Here is a 19,635-nt window from a genome sequence, read left to right on the forward strand (position 1 = left end):
TAATAACATTACAATAATGCTCATACTTGTTCATTTTTAGGATTCAGAATGGGGTGAAAACAATATTTTTCTATCAGGGCAGAGCCCAGCATAGTTGTCATTACAATGGTGAATGTACTGGATGGCATTAAAATAGCTGCCACTAATGGAGACATCTGAGCAGTTACAGAAAAATACAATCCAACCACATTATATAATGTAGAAATAACAAAAGTGGTCTTAATCAGATTCTTAGACCATTTGGCAGCGCGGATATACTGATCAAGCAAAGGCAATTGTTCAGACAGCATAATGGCATCGCTGGCAGGTGAAAACTGAATGGTATTGTCAACTACTGCAATACCTACATTGCTTTTGCTCAAAGCACCTGCGTCATTCAATCCATCCCCCACCATCATCACTTCTTTACCTTCTTTTCTTAGGTTATCTATATACTGAAGTTTGTCTTGCGGAGTCTGATTAAATAAATACTGAACAGGTCTTTGCAAATTCTGCTTTAAATATTCTTCAGAACGATTATTATCGCCACTTAAAACAGTTATGGGATAAGGTAATTCCTGAATCAGTCTGTCTACATGTGCTCTCAATACATTCTGAATAATGAATTTACCAAAGACTTCTCCATCAACAGACACCCATACTTCAGATCCCTTGACTTCCCCGGTTGCTTTTCCAACAAAGTCTGCAGAACCTAATTTATAATGCGTTTCGTTCTCCCAAGCTTCAATACCAGCCCCTGCTACTTCCTTAATATGGGCAATCTGCCCCTGAACAATATTTAACTCTTTAGCAATCGCCTTGCTTAATGGGTGCATTGATTGCGTTGCCATTGCACCAATTACAGCTTTGTCTGATGCACTAAGTGGATTCCCTTCATAATGAACAGTGGAAGCATGAGGGTAAGTAAGCGTTCCTGTTTTATCAAAAACAACCTGGTTAATTTTGGCAATATTCTGAAGAACAAGGGCATTTTTTAAAAACAACCCGTGCTTGCTGAAAATGTTCAGTACAAAGCCTTCTGTAAATGTGGCTGTGATTAACAATGCACAGGGACAGGCAACAATCAAAACGGCTGTCATAGATTGCCAGGCATAGTTCAGATTAGTGCCATACCAAAATATAAAACTGCTGAATGCAACGGTTAAAACAACTACAGAAAAATAATTACTAATTACGGTTGTAAAGGAATAGTCGTTTTTATCTGACTTTTTGAAAGCTTCATTATTCCAGAGCTTGGTAAAGCTGTTTTGTGAAAATGGTTTCACTACCAGCACATCAATGGCCCCACTAAGCTGCTTTCCACCTGCATAAATTAAATCGCCAATGGCCAAAGAAACGGGCTCATTCTCTCCCGTAACAAAACTGTAATCAATTTCTGCTCTGCCTTTGATATGCATACCGTCCACCGGTATAACTTCGTTGTTTCTGATGCGGATAGTATCATCTGCTTTCACTTCCTGAACAGGCACAAAAGATTCCTTCCCTTCTTTATCAATCAAACATACTGCCACTGGAAAATAGGAAGTAAAGTCTCGGTTAAATGAAAGATCAGCAAAGGTCTTGGTCTGGAAAGATCTTCCCAATAACATGAAGAAAATAATTCCGGACATACTATCTAAATACCCTCCGCCGGTTCCGGATAAAATTTCATATACACTTCTGCCAAAAGTAACGGCGAGCGCCAAAGCAATGGGGGCATCAATATTCAGTCTTCTTTGCTTAAAGCTATACCAGGAATTAATAAAGAATTCAGACCCGCTGTATAATAAAACGGGTAAAGCAAGTAATAGATTAAAGTATCGGAATAAATTGGCATTCAGCCCATCTCTTGTAATGGTTTCCAAACCCAGGTATTCAGGAAAACTCAACATCATGATATTGGCAAAGCAAAAACCTGCAATACCAATTTTAATCATGGCAGTACGAGCCACAATTTTCTGTTCGCGCTTGGCTTCCTGACCATCGTTTAAAGTAATATAGGGTTCGTAGCCAACAGAGCCAAGCAATTCCGCTGTAGCTCTGATACTGATTTTTTCAGGGTCCAGATAAACAGTCAATTCCTTGGTTGGAAAATGAACGCTTGAAAAATAGATTCCCTCGTGAACTTTCTGCAGGTTTTCCAATAACCAGATACAGGAACTGCAATGAATCTGAGGCAAGTAGAATTGAACCGCAATTTGAGCGGGCTTTGAAAAAACAATATACTTAGCGGCAATTTGCGGATTATCCAGAAATGCAAATTTCTGCGGATCACGGGTTTCGCTCATTTTTACACCAGAAGCATCGTGTAAATTATAATACTCGCAAAGATTACTTTTATTTAAAATCTGAAAAACAGAACTACAACCTTTGCAACAGAAAGACTTTTCATCAAAAACCACAGGCTCTCCCACACAGGCGTCACCGCAGTGAAAGCATTTGGTGGATTCTAAGGTCTTATTCAACATGTTGTAAAAAGTTGTTAAAAGTTACTTAATTTTTTGAATTGAACGTATTAAATTTTTAATTATTTATCTTCTTATTATGTGGGTCAACACCAAGTCCTTTGAAAACATTTGACCTGAAACAATTACATGCATTCAGCCTGTCTTCAATCATTTTATTCCATTTGTATTTTTCCTTTACAAAACTGTCATTGAAAGTATTCACTAAATCGTGCTGCTTAATAGCAACTTTGTTCCAGGTATTGGTAGAAAGCAGGTTGGCGAGCGTGTTTACCTGAGCCATTATTTTATGTTCCTTGCTCCTTGTTAATTGCATTAAATCAAACAAATTGGGCATCGGAACTTCTTTTGCCGTTTTTGCATTGAATACTTTCATCACCGAAGGAAACACCAGTTTTTGTTCACAGGTAACGAGGGAACTAAAATCATTTTTTATCTGCTGCATCAGTTCTTTCAGATAAGTAGTTGCTTCCGCATCATAATCTTTCAGAAAAGAACAATGAATAGCATTCTGAATTTTCAATTCCAGACAAGGATATACATTATCTAAAAGGTGAGCGATAAATTCGGCAGTTTGGTCTGCATGTTTACACATGGGTAAAATTTTACCCTACAAAATTGTCACTGTAAAGTCACGAATTCAATGAGATTTGAAATGCAGAAACATGATTAAAATCATAAAAATTACCTAGTCTTCAATATTGGCCGTTTGAATCAGCTTTTGTAGATTAAGGATGCTGATCTTTTTCCCCTTTAGCTGAATTAACTTATCGGTGTTAAATTCTGACAACAATCGTATACAGGATTCTGTGGATGTGCCAACATAATCGGCAATTTCTTCCCTGCTTAAACTAACATTCAGGGTCTGATTATCCTCCTCAAATCCATAGGTAGCTTTCAGGAATAAAAGTGCTTCAGCCATACGCTCTCTTACATTTTTCTGAGAAAGAGATACGATATGATCTTCCGCCGTCTTAAGGTCATGGCTCATTTTCTTTACCACTTCAAACATCAATTTCGGCGAGGCAGCCAGCGCATCAAAAAAGTATTTTTTATCAATAATACAAATAGATGCATCTTCCAGCGTAACAGCAGAACAGTGATAGCGTTCGTTGGAAAGCAGGGCACGGTAACCCAAAATATCACCAGACTTAACCAGCCGAAGAATTTGCTCCTTACCATCATAACCAGTGGTGGTTAATTTTATTTTGCCGCTGTTAATGCAAAACAACCCATTGGGTAGTCCATTTTCAGTAAAAACATATTGCCCTTTCTTATAAACCGCGCAGGATTTGTGCGCACAGAGTTCCTGTGTTTGTTCCTGGTCCAAAACATTAAATACAGAGCTTAAACGAACATTACAATGTAAACACCCTGTTTCAATGGATCCGTTATTCTTCATTACTTCCGCTGTATTGCTTTAAACAAAGTTAAACATATTGGTTTTATTTTGATAATAAAACTACTCTTGATTCCATAGGGTTCAACACTTTTTTATCCGCCAATATTTCACCAGTAATTACATCATATGCCTGTTTAAATCCATTGGTTCTCTCTACATACTGTTTCCACTCCAGTGTATTCGGTTTGGAAGACGCATTTAATACTACCATTACTGTTGAAGTTTCATCGTATCTAAAATAAACATAAAGCCCGTCCTTGGGTAAATATTGCATCATTTTACCCGTTTGCAGTGCCGTATTATTCTTTCGGAAATTAGCCAGGGCCTTTACATATTGATAGGCTGTGTTTTCGGTGGGATTAAGACCACCGGCTGTGCGCTTATTCCCCATTTCATCCAGAAACCCTAGAGGAAAATCCAGACGAACCATCCCATCATTGGGGTCCTTGAAATTTTTCATCCACAGTTCAGTACCATAATACAATTGCGGAATACCCCTTAGTGTGAACAAAAGATTCATGCCCATTTTGAATTTGTTCATGTCTTCCCCAATCATAGAAACAAATCTTTCCATATCGTGGTTATCCAGGAATATACAGTTCTTCTCCGGTGTCTGATACAAGAAATCCTGCGATAAAGTCATGTACATTTTATTCACTCCCTGGGTCCAGCCAAAGGGTTGGTTCAATGCATCCATCATGGAATAACTCAACGGAAAATCAGTAGTCCCCGGAGCATTGTGTTTAAAGGCAGCATTCATATTGTTTTTGGTAAAGTAGGCACTGCCTGCCACTGTATTAGCTACTGCTTCACCAAATATGCTGATAGTAGGGAAATCATTTTCCAATGCTGTATTAACCTTATTCATAAAAGCTTCATCGCAATATTTATAGGTATCTACCCGCCAGCCATCAATACCAAACTCTTCCACTGTCCATAGCGCATGCTGAATTAAATAGTTTGATACAAATGGGTTTCTCTGATTAATGTCTGGTAAATGGGGTACAAACCATCCGTCCAACATCACTTTCTTGTCTGCTGCGTTTCCCATCGGATCAAAAATGGCTTCATCCCGATGATTGGTATTGGTGTAGGATGCCCACTGATTAATCCAGTCTTTAGCAGGTGCATCTTTGAACATCCAATGCTCATTACCAATATGGTTATAAACCGCGTCCTGAATTATTTTAATGCCCTTTGCATGAGCGGCTTCAATTAAGTTTTTATAAGCCTTCTCACCTCCCAGTCTTTTATCAATGGCATAATGGTTGGTGAACCAATAGCCATGATATCCTGCCATCATTCCGGCTTGTTCGCTTTGCAAAGGCATATCATTTTCAATCACTGGTGTCATCCAGATGGCAGTTACACCCAGTTCTTTCAGATAATCCAATTGATTGGTAACTCCCTCCAAATCTCCCCCATGCCTTTTGATAGGGTCCTTTCTATTAACAACAGTGTCCAGATATCCTGTTACCTTATCATTAGCAGGGTTGCCATTGCTGAATCTGTCGGGCATTAACAGATAAATGAAATCTTTTGAAGTAACCCCATTCGCATATTCAGAACCCATTCCCTTTCTGCGAGGTTTTAGTTCCCAGGTCAGATTGGTTTTGGAATTAGTCCCCTTCAACTGCATTTGTACTTTACCAGGCTTGGCTATGGTCTGAATGGTCAGATCAATCGCCAGGTATTTTTTATTTTCAAACGCATGCACTTTTGTAATGGTAACACCGGGATAATTAGTTGTAACAGAAATATTCTCAAATGTGGCATTGGTGTTGCGCACCAGCAATTGCACTTTATTCCACTTCATACCGGTAAACCAATGTGTTGGATATAGTTCAATATTTTTTTGAGCAATCAGTTGCAGTCCCCAAAATAATATCGCAAAAAACAAGCTTCCTTTTTTCATACTGTAATTATTTTGATTGATTCTCTTTAACAACTAAAGCACAAATTATTGCGGCTGCTACAAGCAGTCCCCCACCCACTTGTACTGCCATCAAACGATCATTGTGCAATACATTTTCCATTACTTTTCCAAAAAACAGCGAAGCGATAATTTCGGGCAATACAATGAAAAAATTGAAGATACCCATATAGATGCCCATTTTAGCAGGGGGTATACAGCCTGCCAGCATAGAATAAGGCATCGACAAAATGGATGCCCAGGCAATACCTACCAGTCCCATGGATATATACAGAAAAGAAGGATCCGAAACATATTTCACAGAGATTAAGCCTATGCCTCCCAATACCAAACAAATAGAATGAGTATATTTCTTACCCAATTTATTTACCCAGAAAGGAAGTGAAAAAGAAAAACCAAATGTTACTAAATTCAAAATGGCAGAAGTGGTATTGGCGTATTCCAGTCCCTGCGTGTATAAATCACTGTTGGTGGTTGTGTTCCCCCCGAATATATCAGTTGCCACCCCTGTGCTGTAGTAAAACCACATGAGAAATAAACCTGGCCAGGTTAAAAAATTAACCAGCGCCAGCCGCTTCATCTGATCTGGCATATTCGCGACTGCACTAAAAATTTCTTTCACTCCACCCATGAATCCTTTGCCTTCTTCGTCCAGTTTCTTTTTCCATTCGGGATCAGCAGGTGGATATTCTTTGCTCTTAACCACCGTATATACAACAGCCAGTAAAAAAACTGCAGCACCTATGTAAAACGAATACATGATATTTTCAGGAATGCCTCCAGCTGTTTTTTCCCTTGAAACCCCTAACCACTGAACCAGCTTCTGAGGCAAGTATCCTGCAATAAATGAAGCCAATCCTATAAACATACTTTGCATGGCAAAACCCATGGGTTGTTGCTCTTCGTCCAGATTATCTGCTACAAAAGCACGGAAGGGCTCCATACTGATATTAATACAGGAATCCAGAATCCACAATACCCCTGCAGCCATCCAGATAGCTGATGAATTGGGCATGATAAACAAAGCCAGCGAACTCAAAATAGCACCAATTAAAAAATAAGGTCTTCTTCTTCCTAGACGCGGATGCCAGGTTCTGTCGCTCATATAGCCTATAATTGGCTGAACAATTAAACCAGTCATAGGAGCTGCCAACCAAAGGCCTGGAATCTGTTCAGGACTTGCACCCAGGTATTCATAAATAGCACTCATATTGCCCATCTGCAGACTCCAGCCAAACTGGATACCAAAAAAACCAAAACACATATTCCAGATCTGCCAGAAACCAAGTTTTGGCAGTACCGCTTTAGGGGTAGTTGACATAGCAATCGATATTTATTGGTTGATATTGTGTATTGAATACACATCTCAATATACAAATAAAAACATCCCCATAAAGAGGATGTTCATGAAAATTTGTGTTGAACTAAATTGCTTAAATCACAAAGCCATCTGGCAATATGGCCGTTTTCTTAACCACTACAATTCCATCTTTAACGGTATATAATGGATGGTCAGTATTGGGCAAATGACTTCCCCCGTTAATCCGCACATCGTTCCCGATACGGCAGTTTTTATCGATGATGGCGTCTTTGATATAGCAACGCTCCCCGATGCCTATTTTAGGTAATCCCTTGCTGGCATTCAGTTCCATTTCTTCAATGGTTTCGTAATAATCATTACCCATAATATAGGTACTTACAACAGTTGTACCATGGCCAATGCGAGAGCGGATACCTACCACACTTTGTTCTATACGGCTGGCATGAATGATGGAACCTTCGGCAATAATGGTTTTCTCCAAAGTAGTTCCACTGATTTTTGCAGGCGGCAGCATACGCGCACGGCTATAAACCGTCTTGGTATTGTCGAATAAATTAAATGGCGGTATCTCCTGTGTTAAAGCCAGGTTGGCTTCGTAGAAGGAATAAATATTTCCGATATCTGTCCAGTAACCATCATACTGGAAACTGGATACCTTGTAATTTTCAATAGAATCAGGAATGATTTCCTTTCCGAAATCGGTTGCATTGGGATGCGCCTCATTCAACAATTTATCCAGGATTTTCTTATTGAAAATATAGATACCCATAGATGCCAGATAGTTTCTACCCTGCTTCTGCATATCTGCTCCCGTATCACTTACCCACTCAGGCAATAAATCCTTTTTAGGCTTCTCAATAAAGGAAGTAATTACATTTTGTTCATTGGTTTTTAAAATACCAAATTCAGGAGCATCCCGATCATCAACTGGTATGGTTGCAATGGATATATCGGTCTGGCTGTCAATATGGTTTTTCAGCATATCGCCAAAATCCATCTGGTACAACTGGTCACCACTTAAAATTAAAATATGGTCATACTCTAAATTGGAAATATGTCTGAGTGATTGTCTTACCGCATCTGCTGTTCCCTGAAACCAACCCGGATTATCTGGTGTTTGTTCCGCCGCAAGAATGTCTACAAAACCCGTACTGAATGCACTGAAGTGGTAAGTGTTTTTAATATGCTTGTTCAGTGAAGCTGAATTAAACTGCGTTAAAACAAACATACGGTTGATACCGCTATTGATACAGTTACTGATGGGAATATCCACCAAACGATATTTACCGGCAATCGGAACCGCTGGCTTAGACCTGCTTGCGGTTAAAGGAAAAAGACGGGTGCCTGCTCCCCCGCCCAATATCACAGCCAAAACTGATTTGGAAATACTACTCATAAATATGGATTGCTTTTATACTGCTTTGAAGTTAGTTTTTTTATTTTAAATTCTGATAAACTTGTCTGTACTCAGCAACCGTACTCTCCCAACTATGATCTATTTGCATCATTTGAGTTCGCATTTTAGCCATTTGCTGTTGATCCTGATAAACAGAAACGCCCCTGCCAATAGAATAGGCAAGGTCTTCTACAGTGGCATTGTTAAATCGAATGCCAAAGCCATCGGGATCACCCATATCTGAAACGGTATCTTTCAAGCCTCCTGTGCTTCTTACTACAGGAACTGTTCCATATCGCATGGCATACATCTGATTAAGACCACAGGGCTCAACCCTGCTGGGCATTAATAAGAAATCTGCTCCGGCATAAATAACATGACTCAGTTGTTCATTGTACCCGATATATGCATTGTAAATACCCTGGTGATGATTCGTCATCTGCTGTAATTCCCATTCAATCTGGGTTTCACCACTTCCCAAAATTAAGAAGCAGGCATTACCCTGTGTTTCGTGCATGGCGGTTCTAATGGCATCTGGTAATATATCAGCCGCTTTCTCTCCTACCAGTCTTCCAATAAATACAAACAGGGGTTTGGTGATGTCCAGTCCAAACTGTTCGCATAGAATTTTTTTATTCTGCTCTTTTCCTTTTTTTACCGTCTTAACAGAATAGTGATGCTCCAGATAAGTGTCTGTTTCCGGATTCCAGACTTCGTTATCAATTCCATTCAATATACCCATGCATTTCCCCTTCTCATATTCAAACAAAGCCTCCAGGCCATTGGCATTGTACCTGAGTTCATCCATATAACTCCAGCTAACCGTAGTTACTTTATCGGCACATTTAACCCCGGATGCAAGGGGATTGATATTGCCCGCCCAGTCGAGCATGCCCCGTTTCCATAAATCCCATTTGGGTATATAGATACTTTTATCCCAGCCCATCCAGCCCTGGTACTGTCCATTATGAATGGTCACAACAGTCGGAACCGAACCCAGGTGCTGAAAGGCATAACAATACTTCATCATAAAGGGTATCAGTGCTGTATGATGGTCATGGCAATGCACCACATCGGGCTTATGCTCCCAGCTGCTGATCCAACTGACAACTGCAATCTGAAAAGCAGTGAATCGTTCTGCATCGTCGTCGTATCCATATATTTTCTGACGGTCTAGCAAACCATTGATATCAATTAAAAACAAATCAAAACCCAATTTATTAGTGGGTTCCTTAATTACGGTAAAATCAAAATTCCAGTTGCCCAAATTGGCACTGCCCTTATAATCAACGGTCCAGTCATTCTCATATAGAAACTTGGTCCGGTACATGGGCATAATTACTTTGGCAATATCGCCAGACTTGCACTGATATTTGGGCAAAGCCCCTACTACATCTCCCAGTCCGCCAGCTTTTGCCACCGGATAACACTCTGCACTAACATGTATGATTTCCATAAAAGGGTTTTAAAACTTCTATTTCAAGATAGCCAATAAACTGATTCCCTCAAATTCCGATTTAAAATTTTTGCTTCCCGCATTTATTACTATTTTCCCTGTTTGTAAAATTGAACGTTTGTTATGAGCCAAACCAAACAGCCTACCAATTCCGGTGCTTTAGCCACCCTTGTGATTGTGTTTTTTTTCTGGGGTTTTATTGCTGCTTCCAACAGCATTTTTATACCCTTCGCCAAAGTACACTTTGAACTCAATCAGTTTGAATCTCAGTTAATAGGCTCTGCATTTTATGGTGCTTATTTTATAGGCTCATTGATTCTTTTTATATTATCCAATTTTGTAGGGTATGATATTTTAAATAAGATCGGTTACAAAAAGGGAATTATCTATGGACTTGCCATTTCAGTGGTGGGTGCCCTGCTGATTATCCCTTCTGCCAATGCCAATTCTTTCCCTGCTATTCTGGGATCCTTTTTTATAGTGGCACTCGGATTCTCATTACAACAAACTTCTGCACAACCCTTTGCCATTTTGCTGGGAGATCCGTCTACAGGGTCTCATCGTTTAAATTTAGCAGGTGGGGTTAATTCACTGGGAACTACTTTAGGTCCCATTATAGTAAGCTTCTTTTTATTCGGATCTGTTGGAAATGCCAACACAGAAGTTACTGTAACCAATATCAATACGCTCTATTTAATTGTGGCTGCCGTATTTGCAGCAGTAGCTTTATTCTTTGCGTTTTCAAAATTACCGGAAGGAAAGAACGATGAAAAATTTGAGAAAGCCAATAAAGCAGCTTCTTCCCTTTTAATGATGACTTTATGTATTGGATTGATCATTGTTGTGGGTCAGTTTACAGAAGTACCTAAACTGACTTTGTTATTATTATCATTAATTAGTGTAGTGGGTATTTTATTTTACTCCAATAGTAAGGCAGTAAAAAATCCGGAAGGTTGGGGTGCCATGAAATACCAGCAATTAATTTATGGTATGATTGGCATTTTTGTTTACGTGGGGGTGGAAGTTACCATTGATAATAATTTTGGCGCATTATTACGTATCCCGGGTTACTTAACAGAAACTGGTTTGGAAGAAAGTCAGATATCCAAATATGTCTCCTTGTACTGGGGCAGCTTAATGATTGGCAGATGGACTGGGGCAATTGGGGTATTTAATCTGAAAGGCATTTCAAAAACTATTGCAACCATTGTAGTGCCCTTCTTTGCTTTTGGAGTAGTACTCTATGTAAATAATTTATACGGTAGCGATGTTTCCGATTTATTTGGATATGCCGTTTACATTGTATTAGCGATTGCCGCATTTTTCTATGGACAGGAAAAACCGGTTAAAACATTGGTAGCGGTGGCCACTTTAGCAACCATTGCCATGCTTATAGGTGTATTTACCAATGGGTTGATATCTGTTTACTCTTTCATTGCAGGTGGATTGTGTTGTTCTGTAATGTGGCCTTGTATTTTTTCTTTAGGGGTAGGTGGATTAGGCAAATACACCAGTCAGGGCTCTGCCTTCTTAATCATGATGATTCTGGGAGGAGCTATCATTCCTCCTTTACAAGGAGCAATTGGAGACAATGCTTCTATCGGAATGCATCAGTCTTATTTGTTGGCCGCAGCCTGCTTTGCTTTTCTTGCATATCTGGCTTTGAAAATGAAGTCTGTATTAAAAGCTCAGGGATTGGATTTTGATGCACAGGTTGGCGGCGGACATTAATTTTAATTTGATATTCCATTCATAATATTCAGCAAATATGAATACCAAACAAGAAAACAGAAACACATCAGCAGCTATGGAACCATTGGCTATTGGAATTGATATAGGTGGTACAGGTACCAAATATGGAATAGTTGACCGGGTTGGGAACCTCTTGTTTTCAGGGGAAATGAGTACCCGGAATCATATGGAAGTTATTCCATACATTGATGAGTTATACGAGAACATTGCGCCATTGATTGAACAGGCCGGAGGCATTGGCAGAATCAAAGGGATTGGAATTGGTGCTCCTAACGGAAACTATTACAAGAACACCATTGAATATGCTGCCAACTTACCCTGGAAGGGAATTATCCCCTTTGGAAAAATGGCAGAAGATAAATTTAAATTACCGGTTGTTCTTACCAATGATGCCAACGCTGCAGCCATTGGTGAAATGATGTACGGTGCTGCTCAGGGCATGAACGATTTCATTATGATCACACTGGGAACAGGAGTTGGAAGTGGTATTGTGGCCAACGGAAAACTGGTTTACGGCCATGATGGCTTTGCCGGTGAACTGGGTCATACCATTATCATTCCTGATGGCAGATTACATGAAGGCACACAAAAAAGAGGCTCACTGGAAAGCTATGCATCCGCAACCGGTGTACGGTTAAGTACCATTGAATTCCTGCAAAAAAGCGACAAACCCAGTTTACTCAGGGCAATCCCGCACAATGAAATTGATTCTAAAAAAGTGTACGATGCAGCCATAGAAGGAGATGAACTGGCCAAGGAAATATTTGATTTTACCGGAAAGATTTTAGGAATGGCTTTGGCCAATTTCGTTATGTTCTCCAGTCCGGAAGCCATTGTATTATTTGGAGGCTTAACCAAAGCAGGAGACTTTATTTTAAAGCCAACACGCGAACATATGGAAGCAAATCTGGTACAGGTATTCCAAAATAAAGTGAAAATATTGGTTAGCCATTTGAAGGAATCAGATGCAGCTATTTTGGGCGCATCTGCCCTTGTTTGGGAGATGAAATAATCCATACTGCGGGAACCGGGCGCTGCCCGGTTTTATCGCTGGGTTTAATGGTTTCTTTTCCGTTAATCAGCATGGTGCTGCTTCCGCCACCATCTAAATTCAAGGCTTCTATACAACCAACAGATTGTAAAAGTCTGGCCAATTGAAATAAACTAGCACCTTCTGCTATGCCAGGATTTCTTCCTTCCACTACCATAACTATCAAATAGCCATCCGTTGTATATCCCATGGCTGTTCGAGGATGTTTGTCGTTAATCTGATTACCTGGAAAACGAATTTCTTCATTATTGCTGATACGGATTTGCCCATCCTGAATCAATACCGGACCACCAGCAACAGCAGTCTGCATTCTCCATTTTTTAAACTCATTCTTAATAGTAAGAGATGCTGAATTAACGGTTGCAATACTGTCTTTAAAAAAAGGAACCACCGTTTGTGAAGCCAGCGGATACTTACTGTTGCTGTCTGTATACAACCACGCGATATCAGCCCTGCGATTTTTTGCAATGCCAATGGCACTGGCAAATACATGACGATAGGTTAGTGTATCTTTACCTTTTCCCGCCAAACTGTGGACATTGTAGGCTACCAGTTTTCCCTCCTGCACAACTGCATTTAAATTTCTGTTTTGAACAAACTCAAAAAAGGTAGTATTCACCACCAGAAATGGATGATCATTTTGCTGGTAATATTCAGAAGGGGTAAACCTTTTTCCATTTCCCACTTTTGTAGTAAAAAAGAGGTTCCTTTTTTTTAAGGGCACTTTGCAATAAAAGGCTTTACTGGGTTTACCATCGAGTGAATCATTGGTATAAAATAATTCTACTCCCTTCGGCAATGGACCAAACGCTGCATCTGCTTTAACCCAGGTGTACTGAGTATATCCTGTAAAAGGTAAAAAAAGAAGTAAAAGCAGTAACCTAAGCATGAACGGCTTTTTCCATTAGCCATTTATTCTTTCCGTATCCAGGAATCACATGTTTTTCACTATGGTAGGAAGAACGAACCAGCGGACCGCTTTCCACATAATCAAAACCAATTGTGTATCCGATTTCGCGTAGTTCAGCAAATTCATCCGGATGAACAAAGCGCTGTACAGGAAGATGCTTCTTGGTAGGTTGCAGATACTGTCCAAGTGTAATTACGTCTGTGCCCGCTTCTACCAGGTCTTTCATGGTCTGAACCACTTCTTCCTTGGTTTCACCCAGCCCCAGCATGATACCGGTCTTTGTTCTCATGCCTCCTTTCTTCAAGGTCTCCAATACTTCCAGGCTTCTTCTGTATTTGGCCTGGATTCTAACCTGACGGGTAATTCTTTCCACCGTTTCCATATTGTGGCTAACTACCTCAGGTGCCGCATCAATAATTCTTTGTATCTGATCCTTAAATCCCCTGAAATCAGGAATAAGGGTCTCCAGCGTTGTATCTGGATTTAATGCTTTCACCGCATTAATGGTATTGTACCAGATAATAGAGCCCCCGTCTTTCAATTCATCTCTGTCTACACTGGTAACTACCGCATGCTTCACTTTCATCAGATGGATGGCTTCTGCTACTCGCTGGGGTTCATCAAAATCAACCGCAAGTGGTCTTCCGGTTGCCACTGCACAGAATCCACAACTTCTTGTACAGATATTGCCCAGAATCATGAAAGTAGCGGTTCCTTCTCCCCAGCATTCGCCCATATTCGGGCAATTGCCACTTTCACAAATGGTATGTAGTTTATGGGTATCCACCAAACCTCTCACGTGCTTATAACTCTCACCTATTGGTAATTTAACTCTCAGCCAATTGGGCTTTTTTAAAGGGGTATCGCTGGATACAATAGTATCTTGGGGTATCTTGGGTACAACAGGTAATTCTTGCATGCGCTTCAGTTCTAGGGCACAAAATTAACTACTTTCTTCTACCGAACGTAAATGCTGCGTAAGCATTAAAGAAGAAGTTCTTTTCCGGGTTTAACAAAATAATCGGCATTTTCTGGGAATAATAGGAAGCATTGATGCCCACATCAATGGCTGAAAGCAATTCATTATAGCGACCATAATCGAAGCGAAGGGCAAACTTAGCATGGGCGCCCGGAACAAATTTCATTTCTCCAAATCCTTTAAATAGCCCCCCTCTTCCCAGAATGGCATTAGGGTCCAGAAAAGTTGATTGATTGGTTCCGTCGTATTTAATCTGTGTTCTTTCTCCTGTCTGCAGGTTCTGAACATCCAGATAATAAGGTTTTAATAAACCGGCACTTAATCCTGCACCATAAATGGCAGAAACAGCAATACCATTTTTATTCCCCTTTCCGCCTATTAGTTTTTGTTGTCCAAAACCAAGATTGAGGTAATAGAAATTATTCCGCTTTCCATAGATATAGTTAGAGATAAGTATAAAACCACCAGAAGACGAAAGTGTTGGAATCCGCTCTTCCTTGGGATGTTTCCTTTCACCGAATTCCAGCCACCAGAGATTAGTGGAAGTAATGGATTTATATTTTCCTTTCTCGTATTTAAGTCCCCAGCCATCGGTATTTAAGTTGAAACTGAAAGCACTTTGTTTATTAAAAATCAATGCTCCTTCTTCTTCCTGCTTTATTAACTGATTTATTTTTTCTCTCCTTTCTTCTTTCTTTTGAGCACGCTGCATAGCAGCTTCAGAAAGTTGTTTTTTCTGCGCCATTAATCCTGTTCCCGACAAGAGACAAATCACGAAAAATAGTTTCTTCACTTCCATTTAATTTGATAGATGTAAATTTAAAGCAAAATTGATGCAATGACTTCACAAATTATTTATACCAGCGACTTAAGAACCACTGCAACCCACTTACAAAGCGGATCATCCATTGAAACCGATGCTCCAACCGATAACAAGGGAAAAGGGGAAAGGTTTTCCCCCACCGATTTAGTGGCTACTGCATTGGCTTCCTGTATGATAACCACCATGGGTATCAAAGCCCAGACCATGGACAATATTGTTCTGGACGGTACCAGGGCAGACGTTACCAAAGTTATGTACCCCGATCCCCGCCGGATTGGCAAAATCATAGTACATATTCAATTTCCTGAATCACTTAAAAATTTGAGCGATAAGGAAAAGACCATTTTGGAAAATACTGCCAGAACCTGTCCGGTAGAAAGGTCATTGCATCCTGATCTGGAACTGGATCTTACATTCAGCTGGTAGAAGATACGTAAAAAGGAAAGGCTGCTGCTTACCCAACAGGCAGCGCCTTCACCACCCTGCTCACAGGCAAGCCCATCACATTGTAAAAGTCTCCGTTAATAGCGGCGATTCCAATCACCCCAATCCATTCCTGTATGGCATAGGCACCTGCCTTATCATAGGGCTTATATTGGTCCACATAATGTTCTATCTGTGCTGCAGTAAGTTCATGAAACTGCACCTGGGTGGTTTCTGAAAAAGCAATTTCTTCCTGTTGATTGAGTATCACAACTCCCGTGATTACCCTATGTTGTTGACCAGACAATCTGGAAAGCATGGCTATGGCATCTGCCCTGTCTTTGGGCTTATTGATAATTTCATTGTTCAACACAACCACGGTATCCGCCGCCAGATAAACAGGTGTTTCAGCGTCGCGACCTTCCTTCCTGCGCTTTTCTCTGACAGCTATGGCTTTAGCCCTTGCAATATGAATGGGAATTTCTACAGGGTCCAATTCTGCAGAAAAACTTTCGTCTGTTTCCACCACTTCCACTGTGAAATTAATTTCTGCCCATTCCAGCAACTGTTTTCTTCTTGGGCTTTGGGAAGCCAGTATCAATGGTCTTTGCATGTTAACTATTCATAAAATTGAAAGAATACCATCGACAATATACCTGTAAACATCACCCATTTAATCAGGGTGCTTAAACGATGATAATCACTTGGTGTATTGGCTTTGTATAATTTTTGTGCAGTAATTACCAGAGGCAATATTATAAATAACAAACAATATCCTGCACTATGCCACCAACCCAGACCCAATACATAAAATTGCAAAATCAGCAAAGCCGCTATCAAAACAACCAGCCAAACTGCAACAAATACCTTGGTAGCACGTATCCCCCAAACAATGGGCATGGTTTTGCATCCATATTTCTGGTCGCCTTCCATATCCTCCATATCTTTTACCACTTCCCTAACCAGTGAAATAATAAAGGCAAAAGCCGCATATAAAATGGTTAAACGGAAGAACCTCACTTTGGCATGATCCAGCCCGAGCATTTCATGCATCACAAGCGGATATTTGGCAAAAAATAAAATCAGGATAACCCAGGCCGTTAATAAGGAAATAAGCACGTTTCCAATTAACAATTGTTTTTTGAAATTGGTAGAATACAACCACAATAATAAGATGGCACCCAAATTACCCAGAACAAGGTGCCAGTATTGCTGAACTGGCAATGCCAGAGCTGTAAAGAAAAGACCCGCAAGACTCAGTGTCATATGCCAGAAGATTACCCAGCGCCGGTTAATGATTACATTTACGACCATTTTATCCGGCTTGTTAATCTGGTCTATATTCTGATCAAAATAATCGTTGATGATATATCCCGCTGCTGCTATCAGAACTGAAGCCAATACCAATTGGATAAAAGAACCGTTAAAGATGGCCGTGTCGTTTGCAGGATATACGCGACCGTAAATGGCCCATTCAAACAAACACTGTGTAATTACAATGAAAACCAGATTGGGCCATCGGATTAATCTTAAGAATGCCGCGATAAGTTTCAAAAGCTTAGCTTATTTTATCAGTGCCTATTGAGCCCTGAGTGTAAAATCTTCGTTCCAGTCATTCCGAAGCTTCATGACTTTTTCAATCACATCCCTCACACAACCCATCCCTCCGTTTTTTTCTGAAATAAAATAGGAAACCGATTTTATTTCGGTTACTGCATCAGCAGGACAAACCGCAATTCCAGCCCATTTCATACAGGCCAAGTCGGGAATATCGTCACCCATGTACAGACATTGGTGTTGATTTTCTTCGGCGGTTCCAATCAATTCTTGCAACAAGGATAATTTGTCTGTCACTTGCATATAGACTTCCTTTACCCCTAGTTTGTTCAGCCGATCCATTACTTCAGGAGAATGCCCTCCTGAAATGATAATCACACGGTACCCTTTTTTTACAGCCAGCTGAAGCGCGTAGCCGTCTTTAATATTCATCCTGCGGGCCATGAGTCCGTTGGGCATAACCAATAAAGTGCCATCGGTTAACACTCCGTCAACGTCGAATACAAACGTGTTGATTAAACTGAATTTTTCCAATATCTTATTTTTGGTTGTCTCTCCATTCATACACCCAGGCACTCTGAATCATTTCCAGATGCCCTTCAGTACTCTGCTCACGGGTTCCTTCAAATCCGGGTATTTCTAAAATCCATTCCAATAAATCGGTAAAACGGATTCTGTAAATTTTTGCTTCTGTGAAATCGTCTCCGAAACGCTCGTACAATTTCATAGCTATATCTTCGTGGTCATTCCAGTAAATGGGTGGCTCAAAATGGCTCATATGGTTTCTTTAAAATGCTTCAATGAATAATTATTCTCCTAAAAACTGAGTCTGATCCGGCAAGGTAACACTGATTTTTCCGGAACCTTGCTGCAATACACACTGACAACCCAGTCTTGAATTGATTCTTGGGTTTACAGCTCTGTCAATGAAATCTTCTTCCCTGTCACCCAATTCTTCCAGGTGCTCAGCGCCACTATTCACATATAAATGGCAGGTGCTGCATGCACAAACCGCCCCGCAATTGTGGTGGAGTTCAATGCCATTGTCTAAACAAACCTCCAGTAAACTCTGGTCAGGTGCAATATTATTCAGTACTACTTTCTCTAGTCCTTTCTGTTCAAATTCAATTTCAATGGTATACATAATCACTATTTGGTTGGCAAAAGTATTTAAAACTCTTATTAACCCCTATTATGCTAAAAAGTTTAGTCGGGATTAATTAAATATCTTTGAATAATGAAGATGAAATGGAGTCAGCGGATATTGCTAAAGTATTATCGTACTAAAATAAAGACATTGGGCATGGTTTCACCGGAAAAAGCGGCAGCTGCTGCTTTTGACCTTTTCTGCACCCCATTCAGGGTAAAAAAAGGAGTTAAGGTTCCTGCCATTTTTCACCATTCCACTCCCGTATCGGTAGATCTGAGGGGGGTAACAGTCCGGGGATTCCAATGGAAATCTGAACTGGCTCAGGCAAGAAAAGTGCTGATCATTCATGGATTCAGCAGTTATTCCTACAAATTTGAATCCTATGTATCAGCCCTGGTGAAAAGCGGATATGAGGTGCTTGCATTTGACGCACCGGGGCATGGTACCAGTGATGGCAAAAGAATTAATGCGCTTATATACAGAGACTGCATCCTGGCCATTGAAAACCAGTTTGGTCCGCTTTATGGAATGATTGCCCATTCATTGGGTGGCCTGGCAGCTAGTTTAGCCATAGAAAGAATGGAGAATACCAGCAACCGGAAACTGGTATTAATTGCACCGGCAACCGAAACCAAAAGAGCCATAGAAAACTTTTTTGCCTTGATTCCTGCCAAAAAAGAAGTGCAGGAAGCTTTTGAAGCTCATATACAACAATTGGCAGGAGAGCCCATAGAATATTTTTCTGTACCCAGAGTGGTTAAAAAAATTGCCGCAAGTGTACTTTGGGTGCACGATGAAACAGACACTATTTGCACATTCAAAGATGTAAAACCTTTATTGTCACAGCATATACCCGGCACTGAATTTTACATAACACATGGATTAGGCCATAATAAAATCTATAAAGAATCGAGTACACGCAACAAAATAATGGCATTTTTAGAACCCTCTTCTGAGCCCAATTTTTTGTGATTTAATCCTTTCACCTAATATTGCATTGCATTTAACCCCAATCATTGAAGTAAAATCTTAGAATCG

General features: G+C 40.2%; 19 protein-coding genes. 4 read left to right on the forward strand and 15 right to left on the reverse strand.

Going from position 1 to position 19,635, the window contains the following annotated elements; all coding sequences use genetic code 11:
• Positions 1 to 20 precede the first annotated feature (20 nt).
• The 7 genes from P767_RS16105 to P767_RS0106250 form a co-directional block, all read right to left on the reverse strand.
• Positions 21 to 2,447: a heavy metal translocating P-type ATPase gene (locus tag P767_RS16105; protein WP_051417202.1), complete on the reverse strand. Its 2,427-nt coding sequence runs from the start codon at positions 2,445 to 2,447 to the stop codon at positions 21 to 23.
• A gap of 55 nt (positions 2,448 to 2,502) precedes the next feature.
• The gene (locus tag P767_RS0106225) at positions 2,503 to 3,039 is read right to left on the reverse strand and encodes a hypothetical protein (protein WP_026763838.1); all 537 of its coding nucleotides are present in this window, start codon (positions 3,037 to 3,039) and stop codon (positions 2,503 to 2,505) included.
• 93 nt (positions 3,040 to 3,132) lie between these two features.
• Positions 3,133 to 3,846, reverse strand: a complete 714-nt coding sequence (locus tag P767_RS0106230) for a Crp/Fnr family transcriptional regulator (RefSeq protein ID WP_026763839.1) — start codon at positions 3,844 to 3,846, stop codon at positions 3,133 to 3,135.
• A gap of 43 nt (positions 3,847 to 3,889) precedes the next feature.
• Positions 3,890 to 5,761: an alpha-amylase family glycosyl hydrolase gene (locus P767_RS0106235; protein ID WP_026763840.1), complete on the reverse strand. Its 1,872-nt coding sequence runs from the start codon at positions 5,759 to 5,761 to the stop codon at positions 3,890 to 3,892.
• A 7-nt stretch (positions 5,762 to 5,768) separates the two neighbouring features.
• On the reverse strand, positions 5,769 to 7,100 hold the full coding sequence (locus P767_RS0106240) for an MFS transporter (RefSeq protein ID WP_026763841.1): 1,332 nt from the start codon (positions 7,098 to 7,100) through the stop codon (positions 5,769 to 5,771).
• A 112-nt stretch (positions 7,101 to 7,212) separates the two neighbouring features.
• Positions 7,213 to 8,496 carry a glucose-1-phosphate adenylyltransferase gene (locus P767_RS0106245; protein ID WP_037351661.1) on the reverse strand — a complete coding sequence of 428 codons (1,284 nt, stop codon included), beginning with the start codon at positions 8,494 to 8,496 and terminating at the stop codon, positions 7,213 to 7,215.
• A 40-nt stretch (positions 8,497 to 8,536) separates the two neighbouring features.
• Complete coding sequence (locus P767_RS0106250) at positions 8,537 to 9,952, reverse strand: glycogen synthase (RefSeq protein ID WP_026763843.1); 1,416 nt, start codon at positions 9,950 to 9,952, stop codon at positions 8,537 to 8,539.
• 123 nt (positions 9,953 to 10,075) lie between these two features.
• Here P767_RS0106250 and P767_RS0106255 point away from each other — a divergent pair, with 123 nt between their 5' ends.
• The gene (locus P767_RS0106255) at positions 10,076 to 11,683 is read left to right on the forward strand and encodes an MFS transporter (protein ID WP_026763844.1); all 1,608 of its coding nucleotides are present in this window, start codon (positions 10,076 to 10,078) and stop codon (positions 11,681 to 11,683) included.
• 37 nt (positions 11,684 to 11,720) lie between these two features.
• A complete protein-coding gene (locus P767_RS0106260) occupies positions 11,721 to 12,716 on the forward strand; it encodes an ROK family protein (RefSeq protein ID WP_245586846.1) in 996 nt (331 codons plus the stop codon).
• On the opposite strand, the gene P767_RS17570 is transcribed toward P767_RS0106260, so the two are convergent.
• Genes P767_RS17570 through P767_RS0106275 form a run of 3 tightly spaced genes read right to left on the reverse strand, consistent with a single transcriptional unit; the run spans position 12,676 to position 15,437 of the window.
• On the reverse strand, positions 12,676 to 13,644 hold the full coding sequence (locus tag P767_RS17570) for a phosphodiester glycosidase family protein (RefSeq protein ID WP_026763846.1): 969 nt from the start codon (positions 13,642 to 13,644) through the stop codon (positions 12,676 to 12,678). The two genes, P767_RS0106260 and P767_RS17570, sit on opposite strands and share 41 nt — an antisense overlap.
• A complete protein-coding gene (gene lipA / locus P767_RS0106270; RefSeq protein ID WP_037351662.1) occupies positions 13,637 to 14,584 on the reverse strand; it encodes a lipoyl synthase in 948 nt (315 codons plus the stop codon). The genes P767_RS17570 and lipA overlap by 8 nt, the downstream gene beginning before the upstream one ends.
• A 28-nt stretch (positions 14,585 to 14,612) precedes the next feature.
• Positions 14,613 to 15,437, reverse strand: a complete 825-nt coding sequence (locus P767_RS0106275; protein ID WP_157611403.1) for a hypothetical protein — start codon at positions 15,435 to 15,437, stop codon at positions 14,613 to 14,615.
• 45 nt (positions 15,438 to 15,482) lie between these two features.
• Between P767_RS0106275 and P767_RS0106280 the strand changes: the two genes are divergently transcribed.
• The gene (locus P767_RS0106280) at positions 15,483 to 15,893 is read left to right on the forward strand and encodes an OsmC family protein (RefSeq protein ID WP_026763849.1); all 411 of its coding nucleotides are present in this window, start codon (positions 15,483 to 15,485) and stop codon (positions 15,891 to 15,893) included.
• Between the two features lie 28 nt (positions 15,894 to 15,921).
• Here P767_RS0106280 and P767_RS0106285 read toward each other — a convergent pair whose 3' ends face one another.
• The 5 genes from P767_RS0106285 to P767_RS0106305 are packed head-to-tail and all read right to left on the reverse strand — an operon-like array spanning position 15,922 to position 18,591.
• Complete coding sequence (locus P767_RS0106285; RefSeq protein WP_026763850.1) at positions 15,922 to 16,503, reverse strand: Maf family nucleotide pyrophosphatase; 582 nt, start codon at positions 16,501 to 16,503, stop codon at positions 15,922 to 15,924.
• Positions 16,504 to 16,508: 5 nt separating this feature from the next.
• Positions 16,509 to 17,444 carry a geranylgeranylglycerol-phosphate geranylgeranyltransferase gene (locus tag P767_RS0106290; protein ID WP_026763851.1) on the reverse strand — a complete coding sequence of 312 codons (936 nt, stop codon included), beginning with the start codon at positions 17,442 to 17,444 and terminating at the stop codon, positions 16,509 to 16,511.
• Positions 17,445 to 17,468: 24 nt separating this feature from the next.
• Positions 17,469 to 17,981, reverse strand: a complete 513-nt coding sequence (locus tag P767_RS0106295) for a KdsC family phosphatase (protein ID WP_245586847.1) — start codon at positions 17,979 to 17,981, stop codon at positions 17,469 to 17,471.
• A 4-nt stretch (positions 17,982 to 17,985) separates the two neighbouring features.
• Positions 17,986 to 18,225, reverse strand: coding sequence for a Fe-S cluster assembly protein IscX (iscX, locus tag P767_RS0106300; protein ID WP_026763853.1), 240 nt, complete (start codon positions 18,223 to 18,225; stop codon positions 17,986 to 17,988).
• Positions 18,226 to 18,255: 30 nt separating this feature from the next.
• The gene (locus P767_RS0106305; RefSeq protein ID WP_216593210.1) at positions 18,256 to 18,591 is read right to left on the reverse strand and encodes a 2Fe-2S iron-sulfur cluster-binding protein; all 336 of its coding nucleotides are present in this window, start codon (positions 18,589 to 18,591) and stop codon (positions 18,256 to 18,258) included.
• A gap of 93 nt (positions 18,592 to 18,684) precedes the next feature.
• On the opposite strand from P767_RS0106305, the gene P767_RS0106310 reads away from it, so the two are divergent.
• Positions 18,685 to 19,569: an alpha/beta hydrolase gene (locus P767_RS0106310; RefSeq protein WP_026763855.1), complete on the forward strand. Its 885-nt coding sequence runs from the start codon at positions 18,685 to 18,687 to the stop codon at positions 19,567 to 19,569.
• Positions 19,570 to 19,635: the final 66 nt, after the last annotated feature.

The sequence above is a fragment of the Sediminibacterium salmoneum NBRC 103935 genome (assembly GCF_000511175.1).
GTDB lineage: Bacteria > Bacteroidota > Bacteroidia > Chitinophagales > Chitinophagaceae > Sediminibacterium > Sediminibacterium salmoneum.